The organism is Streptomyces sp. NPDC030995, from assembly GCF_055571215.1.
In genome coordinates this window covers 43,825-66,235 of the sequence record NZ_JBVIFS010000006.1, presented here as the reverse complement: position 1 = coordinate 66,235, position 22,411 = coordinate 43,825, and the positions used below count along the sequence as shown (strand labels likewise).

The window sequence follows — 22,411 nt, the reverse complement described above, 5'->3', positions numbered from 1 at the left end:
AAATCCAGTTCGCGTTTCTTATCCGACCCGTAAGCTGAACCGATGCTCGACGTACGGCGCCTGCGACTGCTGCGCGAACTCGCCCGCCGCGGAACCATCGCCGCCGTGGCCGAGGCGCTCGCCTTCAGCCCTTCGGCGGTATCCCAGCAACTCAGCGTCCTCGAACGCGAAGCCGGCCTGCCCCTGCTGGAGCGCACCGGCCGCCGGGTCCGGCTCACCCCGGCCGGCCAGCACCTGGTCCGGCACGCGGACGCGGTCCTGGAGCGGCTGGAACAGGCCGAAGCGGACCTCGCCGAGGCGCGCGGCGGCCTGGCGGGGGCCCTGCGGATCGGCGCCTTCCCCACCGCCACCCGGGCCATCGTCCCGGCCGCCCTGGTCGCCCTCGCCCGGCGGCACCCGGCGCTGGAAGCGATGGTCTCGGAGACCGACCCGGCCGCGGTGGCGCACGCGCTGCGGGCCGGCGACCTGGACGTGGCCCTGGTCCACGAGTACGACTTCGTCCCCGCAGCGCAGGAGCCGGGCCTGGCCACCGAGCCCCTGTACGGCGAGGCGATGTACCTGGCCGCGCCCGCCGGGGAAGCCCCCGACCCGTCCCCGGGATCCGACCAGGGTGCGGTCCTGCGGACCCACGCGGAGGCGCCCTGGATCACCGCCACATCCGGCACCCTCTGCCACGCCATGACCGTACGGGCCTGCCAGGCCGCCGGTTTCACGCCCCGGGTGCGCCACCAGGTGGACGAGTTCGCCACCGTGCTCGCGCTGGTCGCGGCGGGCCAGGGCGTGGCCGTCGTACCGCAGCTCGGGGTCTCGGGCCCCGCCGATCCGGCCGTGCGCCTCACCCGGCTCCTCATGGAGCGCCGTACCAACCTCGCCTTCCGCAGCGGCGCCGGCGCCCACCCGGCCGTGGCCGCCTTCGGTGCGGCACTTCGGGGCGCCGTGCCACCGGATCTGGTCGGGGGCACCGCCCGGTGCTAACGGCGGGAGGCCGCGCGCCGGACCGGGACACAACTCCCGTACGGGGTGGCGTCCGTGTACGTTCGGTGATCCAGGCCGATTCGAGCAGAGCGGGGTACGACGTGACGCATCGCGTACGAGGGGTCATCGCCCGGAGCAAGGGCGCACCGGTGGAGACGACGACGATCCTCGTGCCCGACCCGGGACCCGGCGAGGCGCTCGTCCGGGTCCAGGCCTGCGGGGTCTGCCACACCGACCTGCACTACCGCGAGGGCGGCATCAACGACGAATTCCCCTTCCTGCTCGGCCACGAGGCCGCCGGGATCGTCGAATCGGTCGGCCCCGACGTCACCTCGGTGGCCCCCGGCGACTTCGTGGTCCTCAACTGGCGTGCGGTGTGCGGCACCTGCCGGGCGTGCAAGCGCGGACGGCCCTGGTACTGCTTCGCCACGCACAACGCCACCCAGCCCATGACCCTGGAGGACGGCACCCCGCTCTCCCCGGCGCTGGGGATCGGCGCCTTCGCCGAGAAGACCCTGGTCGCGGCCGGCCAGTGCACCAAGGTGGACCCGGCCGCCGCCCCCGCCGCCGCCGGACTCCTCGGCTGCGGGGTGATGGCGGGCCTCGGCGCGGCACTGAACACCGGCAACGTCGGGCGGGGCGACTCCGTCGCCGTCATCGGCTGCGGGGGAGTGGGCAACGCGGCCGTGGCCGGAGCCAGGCTGGCGGGCGCCTCGAAGATCATCGCCGTGGACCTGGACGACCGGAAGCTGGAGTGGGCGCGGGGCCTGGGCGCCACGCACACGGTCAACGGCCGTACGCAGGACGTGGTCAAGGCCATCCAGGGACTGACCGGGGGCAACGGCGCGGACGTGGTCATCGAGGCCGTCGGCCGCCCCGAGACCTACCTTCAGGCCTTCTACGCGCGCGACCTCGCGGGCACCGTGGTCCTGGTCGGCGTGCCGACCCCGGAGATGAAGCTCGAACTCCCGCTCCTGGACGTCTTCGGCCGCGGCGGCGCCCTGAAGTCCTCCTGGTACGGGGACTGTCTGCCCGAACGGGACTTCCCGCTGCTCATCGACCTCTACCTGCAGGGCCGGCTCGACCTGGACGCCTTCGTCTCCGAGACCGTCCCGCTCGACGGGGTCGAAGCCGCCTTCGCCCGGATGGAACGCGGCGAGGTGCTCCGCTCGGTCGTGGAGTTCTGACAGCGGGGACCCCGTAAGCCCCGGGCCGCCGAGTAGCCCCGTACTAGACTCGGGCGGACCGTCACGCCCGCGTCCCGCCGCCATCCGGCCGGGGCGCGGGCTTTCACCACCTCGCACCCCAGGGGGCCGCCCGTGACCACCGCCCAGAGCTACCGCCAGCCCGGCACGGTCCTCACCGACCACCGGTTCACCGTCCCGCTGGACCACGCGCGCCCGGACGGGGATCAGATCGAGCTGTACGCCCGCGAGGTCGTCGCCGCCGGCAAGGACCCCGAAACCCTGCCGTGGCTGCTCTACCTGGAGGGCGGTCCCGGCAACGGCGCCCGCCGGTTCATCGGCCGGCAGGCCTGGCTGGACCGGGCCCTCACCGAGTACCGGGTGCTGCTCCTCGACCAGCGCGGCACCGGCCGCTCCACCCCCCTGAACCGGCAGACCCTGCCGCTGCGCGGCACCCCCGCGCAGCAGGCCGAGTACCTCGCCCACTTCCGCGCCGACTCCATCGTGCGCGACGCCGAGGCCATCCGCCCCGGCCTGACCGGCGGCGCCCCCTGGACCGTGCTCGGCCAGAGCTTCGGCGGCTTCTGCACGACCAACTACCTCTCCACCGCGCCCGAGGGCCTCACCGCCGCCCTGATCACCGGCGGCCTGCCGTCCCTGACCGCCACCGCCGACGAGGTGTACGAGGCCGCGTACCCCCGGATCGAGCGCAAGAACCTGGCCCACTACGCCCGTTACCCGATGGACGTCGAGCGGGCCCGCCGGATCGCCGCCCACCTCGTCGAGCACCCGGCCGAACTCCCCGGCGGCCACCTCCTGACCGTCGAGGCTTTCCAGTCCTTCGGCATCCTCCTCGGCGGGGGCGACGGCAGCCACCAGCTGCACTACCTGCTGGAGGACGCCTTCGTCCCGACCGTCGCCGGCCCGGCCCTCTCCGACGCCTTCCTGGAGAGCGCCCGCTCGCTGCTCTCCTTCGCCGGGCACCCCCTGTACGCGCTGATCCACGAGTCCATCTACGCCCAGGACCCGGCCGTGCCCACCGCCTGGGCCGCCGAGCGGGTCCGCGCCGCCCACCCCCGCTTCGACGCGGACAAGACCCTCGCGGGCGACGAGCCGCTGCTCTTCACCGGCGAGACCATCCACCCCTGGCACTTCACCACCGACCCCGCCCTCGCCCCGCTCCGCGAGACCGCCGAGCACCTGGCGGCCCGTACCGGCTGGCAGCCGCTCTACGACCCGGCGCGCCTGGCGGCCAACGAGGTGCCCGTGGCCGCCGCCGTCTACCACGACGACATGTACGTGGACACGGCGGACTCGCTGCGCACGGCCCGGGCCGTCCGCGGCCTGCGGACCTGGGTGACGGACGAGTTCGAGCACGACGGCGTCCGCGCGGGCGGCACCCGCGTCCTGGACCGGCTGCTGGCCCTCGTACGCGACGAGGCGTAGGAGGCGTAGGGGCGCCCCGGGTCGCCGTTCTTCCGCTACCGACTCCGGACCGGAGTCCGCGCTGGTCACGGCCGTGCCGGGGGCTCCGGATAATCGTTCCTGCAGAAGTCGATCACACGGTTAGGGTCTGTCCGTACCCAACGAAACGACCGACGTGTGGAGCGTGCATGCTGAGAAGGATTTCGAGCGCCGTCTCGCTGGCCCTGGCCGGCGGACTGGCCGTGACCGGCGTGGTGGCAGGGGCGGCGACGGCCGCCGCCGCCCCTGCCGTCAGCGCCGCGGGGGCGGGGGAGACCCCCGTCGGCGCGCAGGCCTGGACGCGCGTGTCCAAGAAGAACCCGAACCGCTCCTATTGGAACGCCGCCGACGACCTGCGCGTCGGCAATGAGGGCGGCGACCAGGGGCTGTCCCGCTCGTACCTCCGGCTGGACACCACCGCGCTCAAGGGCGCCACGGTCGCCAAGGCGACCTTCCGGCTCACCAACACGGGGGCGCCGTCCTGCACGGCCCGGCCGGTCGAGCTGTGGAGCGTCGGCGCCGTTTCGGCCAAGACCACCTGGAAGAGCCAGCCCGCCAAGGGCGCCCGGCTGGCCACCGTGACGGCGGCCAAGGGCCGCGAGGGCTGCGCGGCGGGCGAGCTCGAATTCGACGCGACCGCGCTGGTCAAGGAGGCGGCGGCCAAGAACCTGGACTCCGTCACCGTGGGCCTGTTCGCCGAGGACGAGTCCGATGCTTCGGCCTGGAAGCGCTTCGCCCCGGCGAGCGCGAAGCTGGAGACCACCGTGGGCCGCCCCGCGCCGCCGGTGATCACCTCGGCCGAGTTCCCCGACGCCTCGAACGGCGCCCCCGCCAACACCGGCAAGGCCCGCACCCCGGGCACCTTCACCTTCGGCACCGGCGGCGCCGCCAACATCGAGAAGATCGTCTACTGGTCGGACTTCGACGCCCGCCAGGTCACCGTGGCGCCCGGCGCCGCGGCCGTGATCACGCCCACCACCTCCGGCCCGCACACCATCTACGCCTACAGCGTCGACAAGGCCGGCTACCGCTCCGACGAGGCCTATTACCGCATCTGGGCCCTGGGTAACGGCGGGGTCCGCGACGCCGCTGGCGACCTGAACGGCGACGGCCTGCGCGACCTGTGGACCCTGGACCCGGACGGCAAGCTCCGCTTCTCGGCCGGCCGGGCCGACGGCACCTTCGCGGCGCCCGTCGACGGCGGGGCGTCCTTCGCCCCGGGAACCCGGATCGCCGCCGGCGGGGACTGGGGCGAGGACGGTTACAACGACCTCCTGGTGCTCGAGTACAGCGAGGCCATCCACGCGAAGCAGCTCTGGGTCTTCCGCAACAACGGCCTCGGCAGCGTCCGTCCTCACGACGGCATCGTGCTGAGCGTCTTCTGCCCGGTCGCGGATCCGAACGCCGGGTGCGTCAACGACGACCCGGCGTGGACCGGCGACGACCACTGGTTCAACGCCGAGGACATCGCCGACGCGGGTGACTTCAACGCCGACGGCGAGCCCGACCTGCTGGTGAAGCAGGGCGCGAAGCTCTGGGCGTACCCGGGCAGCCGCTCCGGCTTCCTGGACATGAACGCCAGCCCGGTCCTCGTCGGCGACGGCGGCTGGGACGCAGTGTCCGTCCTTGTCCCGGGCGACACCGACGGCGACGGCGCCGCCGACCTGTGGGTGCGTGACGACGCCTCGGGCGACCTGTTCGCCGTGAAGGGGGCCAAGGACGCCGCCGGGCACCTCGACCCCAGGAGCTGGGGCACCGCGCAGCGCGTGAAGATCGGCTCGGGCTTCGGCCGGGCGGCCTACCCGACGCTCGTCTCGGCGGGCGACTTCGACCGCGACGGCCTGGCCGACCTGGCTGCCGTCGGCGCCGACGGCAAGGCCGTCTGGTTCCGGTCCACCGCCACCGGGGTCGACGCGACCCCGCGGCCCGTCGGCTGATCCCGCGTCAACCGGCCGGGCCGGCGCCTCCGTCCAGGGGGTGCCGGCCCGGCGTCGCGTTTTCGGCGCGGATCCACGAAGGCACGCCGGATGACGGACGGGCTCGGAGAAGGGCGGCCGTGGCATCCAGGAGGGTCCCACCAGCCCGCGCCGTCCGTTCGCCTATTGTGCGACGTATGACCGAACAGCCTGATGAGCAGACCCCGTTGCCTCCCATGCCCACCGACTGGCAGCGCGCCCTCGCGGTGGTGGCCCACCCCGACGACCTGGAGTACGGCGGGGCCGCCGCCATCGCGGACTGGACGGACGGCGGCCGCGAGGTCGTCTACCTCCTCGCCACGCGCGGCGAGGCCGGCATCGACACCATCGCGCCCGCCGACTGCGCCCCGCTGCGCGAGGCGGAGCAGCGCGCGAGCGCGGCCGTCGTCGGCGTGTCCGAGGTGGAGTTCCTCGACTACCGCGACGGCGTCGTCGAGTACGGTCTCGACCTGCGCCGGGACATCGCCGCGGCCATCCGCCGCCACCGCCCCGAACTGATCATCACGATGAACCACCGCGACACGTGGGGCGGGGCGGAGGGCGGGGGCTACTGGAACACCCCCGACCACAAGGCCGTCGGCCGGGCCACCCTGGACGCCGCCGCCGACGCGGGCAACCGGTGGATCTTTCCCGAGCTCCTGTCCCAGCAGGGCCTGGAGCCCTGGAACGGAGTGCGCTGGGTCGCGGTGACGGGTACGACCACCCCGACGCACGCGGCCGACGCCGGTCCGGGCATGGAGCGGGCGGTGAAGTCCCTCATGGAGCACAAGGCGTACATCGAGGTGCTGACGGACCAGGACCCCGAGGAGTACGTGCGCGGCTTCCTCACCGGTTACGCCGAGCAGGCGGGGGCCCGTTTCGGCGGCCGCCCTGCGGTGCTGTTCGAGGTCTTCCCCCGGTGACCCGCCACCCCTAAGCTGACGGCCCGTCAGGCAGTGGCAGGGGGGTGCGGGGCGCGGTGATCGACACCATCTCCACGGAGATCGCGGAAGGTGAGGAGCGGATCCGTCTGGAGGTCGCGGACGGCATCGCGGTCCTCACCCTCTGCCGCCCGGACAAGCTCAACGGCTGGAGCTGGGAGTCCACCCGCCAGCTGGGTCTGCTGGCGGACCGCATCCGCTTCGACCCCTCCGTGCGGGTGGTGCTGCTGCGGGCCGAGGGCCGGGCCTTCTGCGCGGGCATCGACGTGACGGCCCCCGGCGGCTCCATCACGGGCGGATCCGCCGCCGAGCGCACCCGCAACTACTACGAGGGAATCCGCTGGGTCCACGAGCGCTTCGCGGTCCTCGCCCGGCTCCCGCAGCCGGTGGTGGCCGCCGTCCAGGGCTACTGCCTGGGCTTCGGCTTCGAGCTGGCGCTGATGGCCGATGTCCGGGTGGCGGCCGAGGACGCCGTCTTCGCCCTGCCCGAGGCCCAGTTGGGTGTGGCGGTGGACGCGGGCGGAGACCTCCGGATAGCCCGGGAGGCGGGTGCGGGCTGGGCCAAGTACCTGGCCCTGACGGGCCGCCGTATCGACGCGGCGACGGCCCAGCGCCTGAATCTGGTCCAACTGCTCGTCCCCGGCGAGGACTTGGACACCACCGCCCGCACCCTGGCCGGGGAGATCGCCGCGAACGCCCCGCTCGCCGTCCAGGGCATCAAGCGGGCGGTCGACTCCTACGCCGACGCCGCCCTCCCCGCGGCCCTCGACCGCGTGGCGATGACCGCGGCCCTCACCCTCACCTCGGAGGACTCCCGCGAGGGCTACGGGGCCAAGGCGGCCCGCCGGCCCCCGCACTTCACCGGCGGCTGAGCCGGGGTCCGGACGGGACCCGGATGGGACCCGGACGGGACCCGGGGGATCACCCCCCGAACGGGCCGCGCCCCAGCTGCTCCCGCACCGGGACGACCTCCGGATTGACCACGGCCCGGCGCTGCCAGTTCGCCCCGTCGACCACCAGCGTGTGGCCGGTGACGAACCGGGCGTACGGCGAGGCCAGGAAGGTGGCGGCCCAGCCCAGTTCACGCGGCGCACCCACCCGCAGTGCGGGCTGCCGCGCGTCCTTGGCGTCGGGCGCGGCATGCTCCAGGCCGCCCCGGATGTCCTCGGTCATGTCGGCGTGCGGGAACAGCCCGGGAACGAGCCCGTTGATCTGGATGCCGTACGGGCCCCACTCGACGGCGAGCGTCTCCACCAGGTTCTTCACCCCGGCCTTGGCGGCGGCGCTGTGGGCGAAGCCCGGCCCGCCGGTCCAGGCGTACGAGGCGCCGATGTTCACGATGGACCCGGGGGTGCCCGCGGCGAGGTGGCGGCGGCCGAACTCGCGGGTCATGAACCAGGTGCCCGTCAGGGTGATGTCGACGACCGCCCGCCAGGCGTTCGGCGACAAGTCCTCCGCCGGGCAGGGGAAGTTGGCGGCCGCGTTGTTGATCAGCACGTCCGGCGGCCCGAGCGCGGCCTCGGCCGCGTCGAAGACCTCCGCGACCCGCTCGGGGTCCCGGATGTCGCAGACGGCGGCCGTCACCCGGCCCGCGCCGGGGACGGCCGCCAGTTCCTCCCGCGCCGCCTTGAGCTGCTCGGCGCGCCGGCTCGCGATCACCAGATCGGCGCCGAGCCGCGCGAACTCGGTGGCGATGGCTTTGCCCAGCCCGGTGCCGCCGCCGGTCACGAGGACCACCTGCCCGGCGTAGGTGCCGGGAGGCAGGGCGGCGGCGCCGAGTGGCGGGGGTGCGGGCAGGCCGCGCCGGTTGTTGTCCGTCATGGGGCATCGATAGCGCGCGGGCGCCGAGATCACCATGCCCCGGACAGGATCAGCTCTTGGGCGCGTACGCCTGCTTGCTCGCGCAGGTCCAGACGACGGCGTTGCCGGCGCGCGTCTCCCGGTCGAGGACCGTGCCGCCGACCCGGTCGTCGTCGGAGGCGGCGAAGGCCCGGCTGAGCGTGTTGGGCGTGGAGCCCGCGGGGTGCGGGAGTGCCAGCGGAGCCCCCTTGCCGGGCCAGTAGGCGGCCTGGAAGTAGCTGGGCCAGCTCTCCTCGAAGGTGGTGGCGGTGCCGACGGCCACGTTCGTGGTCGGGCTGCTGCCCGAGAGCTCCAGGTTGCGGTGGTCGCCCAGTCGGCCCGGGTCGGTGGGCAGGGCGTCGTACGGCTTCTTCCAGACGGCCGGGGTCTGCTTCGGGTCGTTGCGGTAGTAGAAGTCCTCCAGGCCGACCACCCGGCCGCGGTCGTCGATGTCCCGGGCGATCGTGGAGTACGAATAGTGGTAGCCGTTCCACACCTGGAGGCTGTACGGCGGGTAGCCGCCTCCGGCGGGCCAGACCACCGGGAAGGTCTTGGTGACCTCGATGTCGTTCTCGGCGTCGTAGTAGGAGCCGGTGGCCGTGCCGACGATGTCGCCGCGCTTGTTGATCCCGCTCAGCGAGAAGACCTTGGTGCCGGGGATCGCGTCGGCGGGAACCGGCAGTTCGCGCACGGCCTTGCCGTCCACCCACTCCTTGGCGACGCCGTTGTCCACGGCGACGACCCGGCCCGACTCGTTGACGTCGACGTCCACGCCGTGCCCGACGGGCGTGGTGAACGCCTCGGAGGTCGCGGCGCCCTGCCGGTGGGTGAAGGCGACCGTGGCGCGGTCCGAGTCGCGGGTGGCCGTGCCCACCATCAGGCCCTGGGCGCTGACGGCCTGGACGCTGCCGTGGTCGAAGCCGGCGGGCAGCGGGACGGCGTGGACGGTGTGCTCGGCGCCGGTCCAGTAGGCGGGCAGGCTGCCGCTCTCGCCGACCGCGAGTCCGCCGGCGCCGAAGCCCTTCACGGTGCCCCCGCTCATCCCCGGCAGGGAGGGCAGCAGCTCGACGGCCGGGCTGCACGGCGTCGTGCCGGTCGCGGCCGCGGCGGGTCCGGCGGCGGTGATCAGCCCCGCGAGGACGATGGCGGCTCCGGCGGCGGACGTGGTTCGTCTCATGCGGCTTCTGTTCATTGGGCGGTTCCCCCCTGAATGAGCGTGTCATATGCCGTACGGCACCTGATCGTTGATGCTATCTCCGCCGCCCCGGAAAGATCATTTGGTTGTTCGCGCGTGTCCCCTGGTTCCCAGATGGACAAGCGACCGCTTAGTATGCGCGCGGAGTGTGATTCCTCGACGGCGGCTGGAGGCCCCGGATGCAGGCATGGCGAGTACATACCCCCGGCGAGCCCCGTGAGGCCATGCGCCTCGAAGAGGTTCCCGAACCGGTCCCCGGCGAAGGCGAGGTGAGGCTGAAGGTACTCGCCGCCAACGTCAACTTCCCCGACGCGCTGCTCGCCCGCGGGCAGTACCAGATCCGGCCCCCGCTGCCCTTCACCCCCGGCGTCGAGATCTGCGGCGAGACCGAGGACGGCCGCCGCGTCATCGCCAACCCGAGCCTGCCGCACGGCGGTTTCGCCGAGTACGTCACCGCCCCCGCGCGCGCCCTGCTCCCCGCCCCGGACACCCTCGACGACGCCGAGGCGGCGGCCCTGCACATCGGCTACCAGACCGGCTGGTTCGGCCTGCACCGACGTGCCCGCCTCCAGCCCGGCGAGACCCTCCTCGTGCACGCCGCCTCCGGCGGGGTCGGCAGCGCCGCCGTCCAGCTCGGCAAGGCCGCCGGTGCCACCGTCATCGGGGTCGTCGGGGGCAAAGCCAAGGCGCGCACCGCCGAGGAGCTCGGCTGCGACCTGGTGATCGACCGTACGGCGGAAGACGTCGTCGCCCGCGTCAAGGAGTTCACCGGCGGGCGCGGCGCCGACGTCGTCTACGACCCGGTCGGCGGAGACGCCCACACCGCCTCCGCCAAGTGCGTGGCCTTCGAGGGCCGGATCGTCGTCGTCGGCTTCGCGAGCGGCACCATCCCCGCCCCCGCCCTCAACCACGCGCTGGTGAAGAACTACGCCATCCTCGGGCTGCACTGGGGCCTGTACGCCACCAAGGAGCCGGCCGCCATCCTCGGCTGCCACGCCGAACTGACCCGGCTCGCGGCCGAGGGCGTCATCAAACCGCTGGTCAGCGAACGCGTTCCGCTCGCCGGGGCGGCCGACGCCGTCCAGCGCGTCGCCGACGGGACCACCACCGGCCGCGTGGTCGTCGTACCCGCCATGGACGGAGAGCGCCGATGACCCCCGCGACCGGCCCGACCGCCACCCCCGAGACGCTGCGCGCCCGCGTCCGGGAACTGCTCGCCGCGCACCCGCCCGCGGACACCGCCCGTACCGACTTCCTGCGGGCCCGCTTCGACGCCGGACTCGCCTGGGTCCACTACCCCGAGGGACTCGGCGGGCTCGGCGCACCCCGCTCCCTCCAGGCCGTCGTCGACGCCGAGCTGGAGGCCGCCGGAGCCCCCGACAACGACCCGCGCCGGATCGGCATCGGCCTCGGCATGGCCGCGCCCACGATCCTCGCGTACGGCACCGAGGAGCAGAAGCAGCGCTTCCTGCGCCCCCTGTGGGTCGGCGAGGAGGTGTGGTGCCAGCTCTTCAGCGAGCCCGGCGCCGGCTCCGACCTCGCCGCGCTCTCCACCCGCGCCGTCCTCGACGGGTCCACCGGCGAATGGGTGGTCGACGGCCAGAAGGTGTGGACCTCCAGCGCCCACAACGCCCGTTGGGCCATCCTGATCGCCCGCACCGACCCGGCGCTCCCCAAGCACCAGGGCATCACCTACTTCCTCTGCGACATGCACGCCCCCGGCGTCGAGGTCCGGCCCCTGCGCCAGATCACCGGCGAGGCGGAGTTCAACGAGGTCTTCCTCACCGGCGTCCGCATCCCCGACGCCCACCGCCTGGGCGCCGTCGGCGAAGGCTGGGCGGTCGCCCGCACCACCCTGATGAACGAACGGGTCTCCATCGGCGGCATGCGCATCCCGCGCGAGGGCGGCATGATCGCGCCGGTCGCCGCCGCCTGGCGCGAACGCCCCGAGCTGCGCACCCACGCCCTCCACCAGCGGCTGCTGGAGCTGTGGGTCGAGGCCGAGGTCGCCCGCCTCACCGGTGAACGGCTGCGCCAGCAGCTCGTCGCCGGGCAGCCCGGTCCCGAAGGATCCGGCATGAAGCTCACCTTCGCCCGGCTCAACCAGGAGATCAGCGGCCTGGAGGTCGAACTCCTCGGCGAGGAGGGCCTCCTGTACGAGGAGTGGACCATGCGCCGCCCCGAACTGGTCGACTTCACCGGCCGCGACGCCGGCTACCGCTATCTGCGCGCCAAGGGCAACAGCATCGAGGGCGGCACCAGCGAAATCCTCCTCAACATCGTCGCCGAACGCGTCCTCGGCCTGCCTTCCGAGCCGCGCGACGACAAGGACCTCGCATGGAAGGACCTCGCCCGATGACGGCACCGACCGACCTGCTCTACTCCGAAACCGAGGAGGAGCTCCGCTCCGCCGTACGCGCGCTCCTCGCGGACCGCTGCGACCCGAAGAGCGTCCTCGCCCGGGCCGAGAGCGACCAGCCGCACGACCCCGCGCTGTGGCACACCCTCGCCGTCGGGATCGGCGCGGCCGGGCTCCTCGTACCCGAGAAGCTCGGCGGTCAGGGCGCGAGCCACCGGGAGGCCGCCGTGGTCCTGGAGGAGCTGGGCCGGGCCGTGGCGCCCCTCCCGTACCTGACGAGCTCGGTCCTCGCGACGGAGATCCTGCTGGGCTGCGACACGGCCGAAGCCGCCCCGCTGCTGCGGGAGCTGGCCTCCGGACGCACCGTGTGCACACCGGCCGTGCCGCTGACCCTCGCCCCCGGCGCACCCTTCCCGGCGGCCGTACGGGACTCTGGCGGCGGGATCCTGAGCGGCACGGTCACCTCCGTCGCGGACGCGGTGGCCGCCGACGTCCTGCTGGTGCTCGCCGACACCGGGCTGTACGCCGTCCCGGCCGCCTCGGCCGAGCTGACCGCGCGGGTTCCGCTGGACCTGACCCGCCCGCTGGCCACCGTCACCCTGCGGGCGGCCGCCGGCACCCGCCTCGCCGACCCCGCCACGGCCCGCGCGGCCGTCGCCGGAGCACTGCTGTCCGGGGCCGGACTGCTCGCCTCCGAGCAGCTCGGGCTCGCCGAGTGGTGTCTGACCGAGACCGTCGGGTACGTCCGCGGCCGCCACCAGTTCAACCGGCCCGTCGGCTCCTTCCAGGCCCTCAAGCACCGCCTCGCCCGGCTCTGGCTCGACGTGGCCTCCGCGCGCGCGGCGGCCAGGGCCGCGGCCGACGCCCTGGCCACGGCGGCCCCCGACGCCCCCCTGACGGTCGCCGTGGCCCAGGCCTACTGCTCGGGTGTCGCCGTCCGGGCCGCCGAGGAGTGCGTACAGCTCCACGGCGGCATCGGCATGACCTGGGAACACCCGGCCCACCTCTACCTCAAGCGGGCCAAGGCCGACTCCCTGGCCCTGGGCACCGCGGGCCACCACCGCGGCCTGGTGGCGGACTTCGCCGAGCTCCCGGCGCCGTAGGCCTGCCAGAGGTGGGGCACGGGTACGCCCGATGACGAGTCCGCCGGCCAGTCCCGGTAAGGGGGAACGCTCTGTTCCGGGCCGGCGGACAGGATCGTCACGCGTGGGCCGGTCTTCCCGCCGATCTTCGTGTCCGGCCGCATGACGGCCGTCATCACCCTCTTCTGCAAGTGCCCCAAAGGGTGACCTCGCCCGCCGCACGGCGTTAGACCCGTAGCCGCCGGCCACCGAGCGAGGGAGACCGTATGTTGTCCGCAGCATCCGCCGCCGCACCACTGACCCGCCGCGCGCTTCTCCGTACGGCCTTCACCGCGGCCGTGCTCGCGGGCGCGGCCGCGGCCCTGGCCCCGGTCCTGCGCGCCCGGGGGCCCCGGCAGACCCTCACCCCGGCCCCGCTCACCGAGGAGGAGACGTACCGCGGCCGGCACATCGCCGTCGACGTCGCCGGGGTCCGCATCGACGGCCGCCCCCTGCACGTCATGCGGCGGGCCGACGGCAGCTACCTCAGCGGGATCAACCACTTCCAGTCCTTTCCGACGCGCCTGGAACTGGCCCGTGCGGCCGTCGACGAACTCGGCACGGCACAGCTGGCGTTCGCGGCCCCGCACCACGGCTGACACATCCACGGGAACGGGAGGACCCCCGCGTTGCACACCCGGCAGAACCAGAAGAACCTCACCAGCGCCCAGAAGAAGCGGTTCACGGCCGCCGTGCTGGAGCTCAAGCGCAGCGGCGCCTACGACGCCCTGGTGCGCACCCACGACAAATATTTCGTGCCCGACCGCGACCGCAAGCTGCGCGTGGGGCACATGTCCCCGTCCTTCTTCCCGTGGCACCGGCGCTATCTGCTGGAGTTCGAGAAGCAGTTGCAGGAGCTCGACCCGGGTGTGTCCGTGCCGTACTGGGACTGGACCACCGACAACAGCCCGGTCTCCTCCCTGTGGGCCGACGACTTCCTCGGCGGCACCGGCCGGGCGAGCGACCGCAAGGTGATGACCGGGCCGTTCGCCTACGACAAGGGGAACTGGACGGTGACCGTGGGCATCACGGAGTCCGCCTTCCTCACCCGCAACCTCGGCCGGCCGCAGAACCCGATCTCCCTGCCCACCCGGGCCGAACTCCAGTCGGCGATCGACGACCCCACCTACGACGTCTCGCCGTGGGACTCGACGGCCACCGCGGGCGGCTTCCGCAACAAGCTGGAGGGCTGGGCCGCGCCCAAGAGCGAGCGCTGGCGCAACCACAACAAGGTCCACCAGTGGATCGGCGGCCACATGACGGGCGGCACGGCGCCCAACGACCCGGCGTTCTGGCTGCACCACGCGTTCGTCGACCTGATCTGGGACCGCTGGCAGCAGAAGCATCCCCGATCCGGCTATCTGCCGGCCGCTCCCCTTGCTCCCCGCGACCTCCAGCGCGGCCGGGTGATCTCCCTCGACGAGCCGATGCCGCCGTGGAACATCACCCCGCGCGAGATGCTCGGCCATCAGGGCGTCTACCGCTACGCATGAGGCACAGGGAAAGGGCCCCCGCCGACTGGCGGGGGCCCTTCCGTCGATCAGGCGATCAGGCGATCAGTGGCCGTAGCTGCCCTCGTCGTCGGTGTGGTGCTCGCCGTGGTGGTCGCCGCCGTTGGAGGCGTTGACGCAGGTGTTGCCGAACGCCGGGTTCAGCAGGGCGATGATGTTCACGGTGTTGCCGCAGACGTTGACCGGGACGTGCACCGGGACCTGGAGCAGGTTGCCCGACAGGACACCGGGGGAGCCGATCGCGGCACCGTGCGCTCCGGCATCGGCGACGGCCAGACCCGCACCGGCGACCACGGCGCTACCGGTGACAGCGGTGATGGCGAGTGCCTTCGCGATACGCGACATCAAGATCTCCTCATGAGATATGGGGCGCCACAGAATGTGCGGCATTTGACATGGCATACAACGCCGGGGCGGCCGAGGGGTCACGGCCACTGGGCCTACCTGGTGACGGGAAATCGCACAGAGACGAAGCAGAGCCGCCACCTGGGTGACCTCGCCGGTCCGCGGGGCCCGGTCACGCCTTGTCACTCGCTGGACGGCTGTGCGACCGTGCGACGGCAACGGCATTCAGGAGGACGAGATGGGCGCAGACGTCGAGGGCAACGGCGCCGGCCGTGGCGGCCGGCCACGGGTCAGGACCGCCGCCGGCGTGGTCGAGGGCCGGACCGGGGCCCACGGGACCGCCGTCTTCCGGGGCATCCCGTACGCCGCACCGCCCGTCGGCGCCCTCCGCTTCGCGGCGCCCACGCCCCCGGCCGCCTGGGACGGCGTACGGGAGGCCACCGCGTTCGGTCCCACCGCTCCCAAGGTGCCGTACGAGGCCCCGTTCGCGGCCCTGCTCGCCGATCCGGAGATCCCCGGGGACGACTGCCTGAGCGTGAACGTGTGGACCCCCGATCCGGCGCCCGGGGCACGGCTTCCCGTCATGGTGTGGATCCACGGCGGGGCGCTCACCCGCGGCTCCTCGGCCGTCCCCGTGTACGACGGCTCCGCCTTCGCCCGGGACGGGGTCGTCCTCGTCTCCTTCAACTACCGCCTCGGCGTGCTCGGCTACGGCCTGTTCCCCGACGCTCCCGCCAACCGCGGCCTGCTGGACCAGATCGCCGCGCTGGAATGGGTCCGGGACAACATCGGGGCCTTCGGCGGAGACCCCGCCCGCGTCACGGTCTTCGGCGAATCGGCCGGAGCCATCAGCATCGGCTCCCTGCTGGCCGCCCCGCGCGCCGCCGGGCTCTTCGCCCGGGCCGTCCTGCAGAGCGGAGCCCCCGAGGTCCTGCCGCGCGACAAGGTCCGCAGCATGGCCCGGCGGATGGCCTCACTGCTCAAGGTGGACGCCACCGCCGAGGCCTTCGCGGCCACCGCCCTGCCCACCCTGCTCGCCGCCCAGGCGGCCGTGCTGCGCCGATCCGGCCCGCTCCTCGGCGGCCCCGCCTTCGGCCTGGTGAGCGACCCGGACACGGTCCCGGGTGACCCGCTCGACGCCCTGGCGGGCTCCGCGGCCTCCGGCGACGTGCCCCTGCTGCTCGGGTGGACCAGCGAGGAGTACCGGCTGTGGCTCGCCCCCACCGGCGGGACGCGGCTGCTCGACCGGCTGGGCCCGCTCGCGGTGACGCTGGCCCGGCTCCGCGCGGACAAGGACCGGGCCGCCGTACGGACGCTGCGCGCCGCCCTGCCGGGGGCGGGTCCGGCCGAGCTCGCCGGGCAGCTGCTCACCGACCGGCTGCTGCGCGACCCGCTGCGGCGGCTCGCGGGGGCGCGGCGGGCGGCGCCGAGCTTCTTGTACGAGTTCGGCTGGCCCTCCGGCGTACCGGGGCTCGGCGCCTGCCACGCGCTGGAGCTGGGCTTCGTGTTCGACACCCTCGACGTTCCGGAAGCCGCCTGGCTGGCAGGCCCGGACGCCCCGCAGGCACTGGCCGAGGAGATGCACGCGGCCTGGGTGCGGTTCGCGGTGACGGGCGCTCCGGGCTGGGCGGCCTGGAACGGCGAAGGCCCGCCGAAGAGGTTCGGCGGGCCCTCGCGCGGGCGGACGGAAGAACCGGCGACTACTCGACGGGCCCTTCCATGACCTTGCTGATGAACTGGATCGGACCCTCGCCCATGTTCGGGACGTAGGTCTTGGCGTTGTGCTGACCGCCCTTGATGATCCTCAGTTCGGTGTGGACGGGCCCCTTGTTGCCGTAGGTGGCGATGAACTTCTGCACGTCCGGCAGGGTCTTCTTGTTGTTCTCGCTGTCGCCGACCTGGAAGGCGAGATAGACGTCCGGACCCTTGCGGTCGATGAGCTGCTTCGCCAGCAGCTCCGGGTTGTTCTCGGCCTTCTCCTTGTCGTAGCCCTTCCACAGGGAGGAGTCCGGGACGATGTCCGGGCCGGAGGCGATCACGGCCTTGAACTTGTCCGGGTGCTTCAGCACGGCCTTCAGGCCCGCGAAGCCGCCCGTGGAGGAGCCCATGAAAGCCCAGCCGTCACGGGACTTGACGGTGCGGAAGTTCGCCTTCATCAGGTCCGGGACGTCCTCGGTCAGCCAGGTTCCCATCTTGGGCTGGCCGGGGATGTCGGAGCCGTCCCAGTAGATGCCCTTGTCGTCCGGCGCCGGGTTGAGCACCGGCATGGCCAGGATGAAGGGCTTGCTCTTCCCCTCGGCGTACCACTTGCTGATGCTGGTCTGGAGACCGAGGTCGGTGCCCATCCAGTAGTTGCTGGGGAAGCCGGCGCCGCCCGGGAGGGCGATCATGACAGGGAAGCCGCTCTTGGCGAACTTCGGGTCGTTGTACTCCTTGGGCGCCCAGACCCAGACCTTGCCCTTGAAACCGGACTTCTTGCCGTCCAGCGTGGTGACCGCCACGTGCGTGCCGTCGGGCAGGGTCATCGAGTTCTTGAACTCGGCCTGCGGCCCGGTGGGCATGAGCATCTTGGAGCTCGCCGGCTGCTGGGTCACGGCGCCGCCGGGCTTTCCGGAGCCGCCCGCGGGCGGCTGCCCGAAGGACACCGCGGAGCCCTTGTCGGTGAAGGGGGGTATCTCGTAGTGGTTCATCACGAGCGCCGCTATGCCCGCGAGCGCGAGGACGGAGGCACCCGCGATCATCCAGCGCCGGCCCCGGGACTTGCGGCGCGCAGGCTCGGGCTGCTCCGGGTGGTCCTGCCGGCCGTAATGGTCCTGCTGCCCGTACTGCGCCTGCTGACCGTACGGAGGTTGCTGCTGTCCGTACGTCTGCTGCTGTCCGTACGGCTGGCCGTACTGGTCGCCGTGGGGCGGCTGCGGGCTCTGCCCTTCCGGCCGGTACGGCTGGTACTGCTGCCCGTCGGGTGCGTACGACATGTGCGGTGGCTCTCCGGCTGGTGCTGCCCCAAGGGGGCGATGTGGTCTGGTGGCGGTGGTCTGGTGGCTGGCGTCCGTCCGTTCGAAAGATGAACGAAAGCATGTCCGGGTTCCGCATTTTTCCTTCTCTTGGGGGTTTCTGGAGAAGGTCCTTACCCGGTGCCCCGAAGGACCGTGGAGTTCGGGTCCTGTTCGCCGACTATCCCTGGCCAGTGCAGATGCCCCTGGGTATGGTGCGTCCGCGCCGCCTCCCGAACCCCCATACCGCCCGGAGGTACCCCTTGTTTGGCATGCCCCTGCCAGGTTCTCCTCGTAAGACCGCCCTCGCCACCGCGTTCGGCCTCAGCGTCGCGGGCGTGGCCCTGTGGGCGGGCATCGGCGCCGCCCAGCCCGCGCACGCGGCCGGCCTGCCCACCCCCGACCACGTCGTCGTCGTGGTCTTCGAGAACCACGCCTACAGCCAGGTCATCGGCAGCTCCAGCGCCCCCTACATCAACTCCCTCAAGAGCGGGGGAGCCAACCTCACCCGGTCGTACGGCATCACCCACCCGAGCCAGCCGAACTACCTCCAGCTCTTCTCGGGCTCCCACCAGGGCGTCACCGGCGACAGCTGCTACACCCCCGGCTTCAGCTCCGCGCCCAACCTGGCCTCCGAGCTGATAGCGGCGGGCCAGAGCTGGGCCAGCTACAACGAGACCCTCCCCAGCCAGGGCTCCACCACGTGCTCCAGCGGCAAGTACGCCCGCAAGCACAACCCCTGGTTCGCCTTCTCCAACGTCCCCACCAGCACCGCGAAGACCATGACCCAGTTCCCCACGGACTTCACCACCCTCCCCAAGATGTCCTTCGTCGTCCCGAACCTCTGCAACGACATGCACGACTGCTCCGTCGGCACCGGAGACACCTGGCTCAAGAACAACCTCAAGTCCTACGCGGACTGGGCCAAGACCCACAACAGCCTGCTCGTCGTCACCTTCGACGAGGACAACAGGCTCGCCGGCAACAAGATCCCCACCGTGCTCTACGGCCAGCCCGTCACCCCGGGCAGCTCGTCGAGCACCACCTACAACCACTACGACATGCTGCGCACCCTGGAGGGCCTGGCCGGACTGACCGCTCATGCCGGGAACGCCGCCACCGCCAAGGACATCACGGGGATCTGGGCTTCCTGACGGTGTACGTCGCGGACAGCCCCGGTACCCCCGCGTCCGCCGACGGCGTCTGACCTCCCACACCCCCGAAAGGCCCCCATGCGAGCCATGTCACTGATGTCTCTCCGACGCCGGATCCTGATCCTCGCCGCCGTCGTGGCCGTGCTCGCCGTCGTTGCGGGGATCTCCTTCCTGCGGGCCGCCGACCGGGCGGAGGAGAAGAACCGGGCCCAGGCCGGCGGCCCCGGGGTCACCCGGGGCGAGTTCTCCCTGGCTCCGGGCGAGGGCGGCCGGCGGATCGTGTTCCGGAACATGGCCTGGGGCCCGCACCGCGACGAGCTCGCCACCGTCCCGGCCGACGCGCCGGAGGGGGCCCGCACCGCGTCCGGGGTGAGCTGCCTGCGCTTCCACGCGGCCGCCGGCACCGGGATCTGCCTCCAGGCCGACAAGGGCGGGGTCCCGGGCGCGGTCCAGGGCGGCTACCGGGCCGTCGTCCTCGACGCCCGGCTGAAGGAGGTGTCGGCGCACACGCTGGCCGGCATCCCCACCCGCGCCCGGGTCTCGCCCGGCGGGCACCTCGCCGCATGGACCGTCTTCGTCGGCGGGGACTCGTACGCGGGTACGGACTTCTCGACGCGGACCTCGGTGCTCGACCTGCGCACCGGCAGGCTCGACGCCTCGCTGGAGGACTTCACCGTCCTCAAGGACGGCAAGCAGTACCGCAGCGCCGACGTGAACTTCTGGGGCGTGACCTTCACCGCCGACGAGCGGAGCTTCTACGCGACCATGGCCACCGGCGGCCGGACCCACCTGGTCCGCGGGGACCTGGCCGGGCGCACCGTGACCACCCTGCGCGAGAACGTCGAGTGCCCGTCGCTGTCGCCCGACGGGACCCGGGTGGTGTTCAAGAAGCGGGTGGCCGGCCTGCCGGCCGAGGCGCCGTGGCGGCTGTACGCCCTGGACCTGGCCTCCGGGGCGGAGACCCCGCTCGGCGAGGAGCGCAGCGTCGACGACCAGGTGGTGTGGACGGACGACCGGACCGTCGTCTACTCCCTGCCCGGGGACTTCGGCGCCGACCTGTACGCGGTGGCGGCCGACGGGAGCGGCGCTCCCGGCCGGCTCATGGCATCGGCCCTCGCCCCGGCCTTCCTCGGCTGAGACCGGGCGGGGCGGGGCCAGGGCCTGCCTTTCGGATCAGGCCGGATCCGAAAGACAGGCCCTAGGGCCGTCGGCGCAGGACCGTTACGCCGGAACGAGCGTCTTGCGGCGCCGCTTGCGCTGCGCGCCCGCCGACAGCCTCAGCTCGATGATCGACCGTACGGCCGGCCACTCCTCGTCGAGGATCGAGTAGAAGGCGGTACTGCGGACCGCCCCGTCGAGCCCCCGCGAATGGGCCCGTCGGACCCCCTCGCAGGTGAAGCCGAGGCGCTCCATCGCGGCTCGCGACCGGCCGTTACGGGCATCCGCGCGCAGCGAGATGCGCCGGACGCCCCAGGTCTCGAAGGCATGGCGGAGCATGAGCAGCTTCGCCTCGGTGTTGATGCCGGTGCCCTGGGCGCCCGGGGACAGCCAGGTATTGCCGATCTCGGCGGCATCGGGGATCGCCGTCGCCGGATCGCCGAACGGGACGCCGGGCACTGCGGGCCACACGAGCGGCCCCTGCCAGTAGTCGAGTTCCAGGAACCGGGTCGAACCGACGACCCGGCCGTCGGTGGCTCTGACCACCGCGAACGGGAGCGATCGACCCGCCGCCTGATCGGCGAGGGCACGGTCGATGTACTCGTGGGACGCCTGCACCCCATGGGGTACGGGGGTGAAGGCGTAAGTCGTACGATCCTCGGCACCGGCCACGGCCAGGGCCTCGGTGTGGTGGGGTGCGAGGGGCTCGAGCCGCACGGTGCGGCCCGCGAGGTGTACGGGTACGGGCACGGAGCCTTCGGTCCTTCTGGGCGGTGGGGTGGTTGCACAGTCTGCGTCCCTGACCTCGCCCCTCGTGCAAAACACGAGTGAAAGGCAACCGGCTGTCAGGTGAACGCGAGTGGCTCAATGTAGCTCCTTAAAGTGCTCTCATGAACCCCCAATTTGGCAATGGCGCGACACTGATTTTCGACGACTTGGGTCCCCGCGACGGAGCGGCCGTAATCCTGATCCACGGACATCCCTTCAACCGCACGATGTGGGCCCCCCAGACGGCCGCCCTGACGGCCGCCGGTTACCGTGTCATCACGCCTGACCTGCGGGGATACGGGGAGAGCCCGGTGCTCCCGGGCACGGCGCTGCTCGCCGATCTCGCGGACGACCTGGCCGCCCTCCTCGCCCGCCTGGGCATCGAACAGGTGATCGTCGGTGGAGTGTCCATGGGCGGCCAGATCGCCATGGAGGTGCGACTGCGCCACCCGGGTCTGGTACGGGCCCTCGTGCTGTCCGACACCTCCCCCGTCCCGGAGACCGAGGAGGGCGCGAAGTTCCGCCGGGAGACCGCCGAACGGCTGATCGCCGAGGGCATGGGGCCCTACGCGGAAGAGGTCATCGACAAGATGCTTGCGCCCTACAACGTGACCGCCATGCCCGAGGCCGCCGCACGGGTGAGCGCCATGATGCGCGCGACCGACCCGCAGGGCGCGGCCGCCGCGCTGCGCGGCCGGGCCGAGCGCCCCGACTACCGGCCCGTGCTCGCCGGGGCCACCGAACCCTGCCTGGTGGTGGTCGGCGCGGACGACGTCTACACCCCGGTTGCGGAGGCCGAGGCCCTGCACGCGCTGATGCCGGGCTCGGTGCTGGCCGTCATCGAGGGGGCCGGCCATCTGCCGGGGGTGGAGCGGCCCGGGGCCTTCAACCGGGCGCTGCTGGGCTTCCTCGCCGGGATCTGAGCGGAACGGAGGCCCGAGCGAACGGGCGGGCCCGCAGGGGCCGTCGTAGAGTCGGGATGTTGTTCCTGCCGAGGAGGTAGTGATGCTGCGCGGGTTCGCGACGATCAACTTCTGGGCCGACGACCTGGAGGCGGCGAAGGCCTGGTACACCGAGCTGCTCGGCATCGCGCCGTACTTCGAGCGGCCGGGCTACGCGGAGTTCCGCATCGGTGACTACCAGCACGAGCTGGGCATCGTCGACCGCTGCTACGCCCCGCCGGGCGCGGCCAGGGAGCCGGGCGGCGCGGTGGCGTACTGGGCCGTCGACGATCTTCTGGCGGTCCGGCAGCGGTTGCTGGACCTGGGAGCCACGGAGTACCAGCCGGTGACCCCGCACGGTGACGGGGGCTTCGTCACGGCGGCGGTCACCGACCCCTTCGGCAATGTGCTCGGCATCATGCGCAACCCGCACTACATGGAGATCCTCGAAGGGGCGACCCCGGACCCCGCCTGAACCGGGGCCCGTCCGAACCGGGCCCGGGGGCCT

Annotated in this window: 21 protein-coding genes; 16 read left to right on the top strand and 5 right to left on the bottom strand. The window is 72.7% G+C overall.

Annotation, left to right across the window (positions count from 1 at the left end; genetic code table 11):
• Nucleotides 1–42: 42 nt before the first annotated feature.
• From ACZ45T_RS12215 to ACZ45T_RS12190, 6 genes are all read left to right on the top strand, one after another.
• A complete protein-coding gene (locus ACZ45T_RS12215) occupies nt 43–975 on the top strand; it encodes a LysR family transcriptional regulator (RefSeq protein WP_468440173.1) in 933 nt (310 codons plus the stop codon).
• 101 nt (nt 976–1,076) lie between these two features.
• Nucleotides 1,077–2,162 (top strand): S-(hydroxymethyl)mycothiol dehydrogenase, encoded by a 1,086-nt coding sequence (locus tag ACZ45T_RS12210; protein WP_468440171.1) that lies wholly within the window; start codon nt 1,077–1,079, stop codon nt 2,160–2,162.
• A 132-nt stretch (nt 2,163–2,294) separates the two neighbouring features.
• Entirely contained in the window at nt 2,295–3,605 is a 1,311-nt protein-coding gene (locus ACZ45T_RS12205) for an alpha/beta fold hydrolase (RefSeq protein WP_468440169.1), read from the top strand.
• Nucleotides 3,606–3,772: 167 nt separating this feature from the next.
• Nucleotides 3,773–5,560, top strand: coding sequence for a DNRLRE domain-containing protein (locus ACZ45T_RS12200; RefSeq protein ID WP_468440167.1), 1,788 nt, complete (start codon nt 3,773–3,775; stop codon nt 5,558–5,560).
• Nucleotides 5,561–5,736: 176 nt separating this feature from the next.
• A complete protein-coding gene (locus ACZ45T_RS12195) occupies nt 5,737–6,501 on the top strand; it encodes a PIG-L deacetylase family protein (protein WP_468440165.1) in 765 nt (254 codons plus the stop codon).
• Nucleotides 6,502–6,557: 56 nt separating this feature from the next.
• A complete protein-coding gene (locus tag ACZ45T_RS12190; RefSeq protein WP_468440163.1) occupies nt 6,558–7,391 on the top strand; it encodes an enoyl-CoA hydratase/isomerase family protein in 834 nt (277 codons plus the stop codon).
• A gap of 49 nt (nt 7,392–7,440) precedes the next feature.
• Here ACZ45T_RS12190 and ACZ45T_RS12185 read toward each other — a convergent pair whose 3' ends face one another.
• Nucleotides 7,441–8,340 (bottom strand): SDR family oxidoreductase, encoded by a 900-nt coding sequence (locus tag ACZ45T_RS12185; protein ID WP_468440161.1) that lies wholly within the window; start codon nt 8,338–8,340, stop codon nt 7,441–7,443.
• Between the two features lie 49 nt (nt 8,341–8,389).
• Complete coding sequence (locus ACZ45T_RS12180; protein WP_468440159.1) at nt 8,390–9,535, bottom strand: hypothetical protein; 1,146 nt, start codon at nt 9,533–9,535, stop codon at nt 8,390–8,392.
• 197 nt (nt 9,536–9,732) lie between these two features.
• Here ACZ45T_RS12180 and ACZ45T_RS12175 point away from each other — a divergent pair, with 197 nt between their 5' ends.
• From ACZ45T_RS12175 to ACZ45T_RS12155, 5 genes are all read left to right on the top strand, one after another.
• Nucleotides 9,733–10,707: an NADPH:quinone oxidoreductase family protein gene (locus ACZ45T_RS12175; RefSeq protein WP_468440157.1), complete on the top strand. Its 975-nt coding sequence runs from the start codon at nt 9,733–9,735 to the stop codon at nt 10,705–10,707.
• Nucleotides 10,704–11,912: an acyl-CoA dehydrogenase family protein gene (locus ACZ45T_RS12170; protein ID WP_468440154.1), complete on the top strand. Its 1,209-nt coding sequence runs from the start codon at nt 10,704–10,706 to the stop codon at nt 11,910–11,912. Before ACZ45T_RS12175 ends, ACZ45T_RS12170 begins: the two co-directional genes overlap by 4 nt.
• Nucleotides 11,909–13,015, top strand: a complete 1,107-nt coding sequence (locus ACZ45T_RS12165) for an acyl-CoA dehydrogenase family protein (RefSeq protein ID WP_468440152.1) — start codon at nt 11,909–11,911, stop codon at nt 13,013–13,015. Before ACZ45T_RS12170 ends, ACZ45T_RS12165 begins: the two co-directional genes overlap by 4 nt.
• A gap of 245 nt (nt 13,016–13,260) precedes the next feature.
• A complete protein-coding gene (locus ACZ45T_RS12160; protein ID WP_468440151.1) occupies nt 13,261–13,632 on the top strand; it encodes a tyrosinase family oxidase copper chaperone in 372 nt (123 codons plus the stop codon).
• Between the two features lie 30 nt (nt 13,633–13,662).
• The gene (locus tag ACZ45T_RS12155; protein ID WP_468440149.1) at nt 13,663–14,526 is read left to right on the top strand and encodes a tyrosinase family protein; all 864 of its coding nucleotides are present in this window, start codon (nt 13,663–13,665) and stop codon (nt 14,524–14,526) included.
• A 63-nt stretch (nt 14,527–14,589) separates the two neighbouring features.
• On the opposite strand, the gene ACZ45T_RS12150 is transcribed toward ACZ45T_RS12155, so the two are convergent.
• Nucleotides 14,590–14,889, bottom strand: a complete 300-nt coding sequence (locus tag ACZ45T_RS12150) for a chaplin (RefSeq protein ID WP_468440147.1) — start codon at nt 14,887–14,889, stop codon at nt 14,590–14,592.
• Nucleotides 14,890–15,127: 238 nt separating this feature from the next.
• Here ACZ45T_RS12150 and ACZ45T_RS12145 point away from each other — a divergent pair, with 238 nt between their 5' ends.
• On the top strand, nt 15,128–16,612 hold the full coding sequence (locus ACZ45T_RS12145) for a carboxylesterase/lipase family protein (protein ID WP_468440145.1): 1,485 nt from the start codon (nt 15,128–15,130) through the stop codon (nt 16,610–16,612).
• Here the strand turns inward: ACZ45T_RS12145 and ACZ45T_RS12140 are convergent.
• Nucleotides 16,590–17,630, bottom strand: a complete 1,041-nt coding sequence (locus tag ACZ45T_RS12140) for an alpha/beta hydrolase (protein WP_468440658.1) — start codon at nt 17,628–17,630, stop codon at nt 16,590–16,592. The two genes, ACZ45T_RS12145 and ACZ45T_RS12140, sit on opposite strands and share 23 nt — an antisense overlap.
• Nucleotides 17,631–18,154: 524 nt before the next feature.
• On the opposite strand from ACZ45T_RS12140, the gene ACZ45T_RS12135 reads away from it, so the two are divergent.
• Both ACZ45T_RS12135 and ACZ45T_RS12130 read left to right on the top strand, forming a co-directional pair.
• The gene (locus tag ACZ45T_RS12135; RefSeq protein ID WP_468440143.1) at nt 18,155–19,036 is read left to right on the top strand and encodes an alkaline phosphatase family protein; all 882 of its coding nucleotides are present in this window, start codon (nt 18,155–18,157) and stop codon (nt 19,034–19,036) included.
• 96 nt (nt 19,037–19,132) lie between these two features.
• Nucleotides 19,133–20,173 carry a TolB family protein gene (locus tag ACZ45T_RS12130; RefSeq protein ID WP_468440141.1) on the top strand — a complete coding sequence of 347 codons (1,041 nt, stop codon included), beginning with the start codon at nt 19,133–19,135 and terminating at the stop codon, nt 20,171–20,173.
• Between the two features lie 84 nt (nt 20,174–20,257).
• On the opposite strand, the gene ACZ45T_RS12125 is transcribed toward ACZ45T_RS12130, so the two are convergent.
• Entirely contained in the window at nt 20,258–20,944 is a 687-nt protein-coding gene (locus ACZ45T_RS12125) for a GNAT family N-acetyltransferase (RefSeq protein WP_030384802.1), read from the bottom strand.
• A gap of 140 nt (nt 20,945–21,084) precedes the next feature.
• Here ACZ45T_RS12125 and ACZ45T_RS12120 point away from each other — a divergent pair, with 140 nt between their 5' ends.
• Nucleotides 21,085–21,885, top strand: coding sequence for an alpha/beta fold hydrolase (locus ACZ45T_RS12120; RefSeq protein ID WP_468440139.1), 801 nt, complete (start codon nt 21,085–21,087; stop codon nt 21,883–21,885).
• A gap of 82 nt (nt 21,886–21,967) precedes the next feature.
• Complete coding sequence (locus ACZ45T_RS12115) at nt 21,968–22,378, top strand: VOC family protein (protein ID WP_468440137.1); 411 nt, start codon at nt 21,968–21,970, stop codon at nt 22,376–22,378.
• Nucleotides 22,379–22,411: the final 33 nt, after the last annotated feature.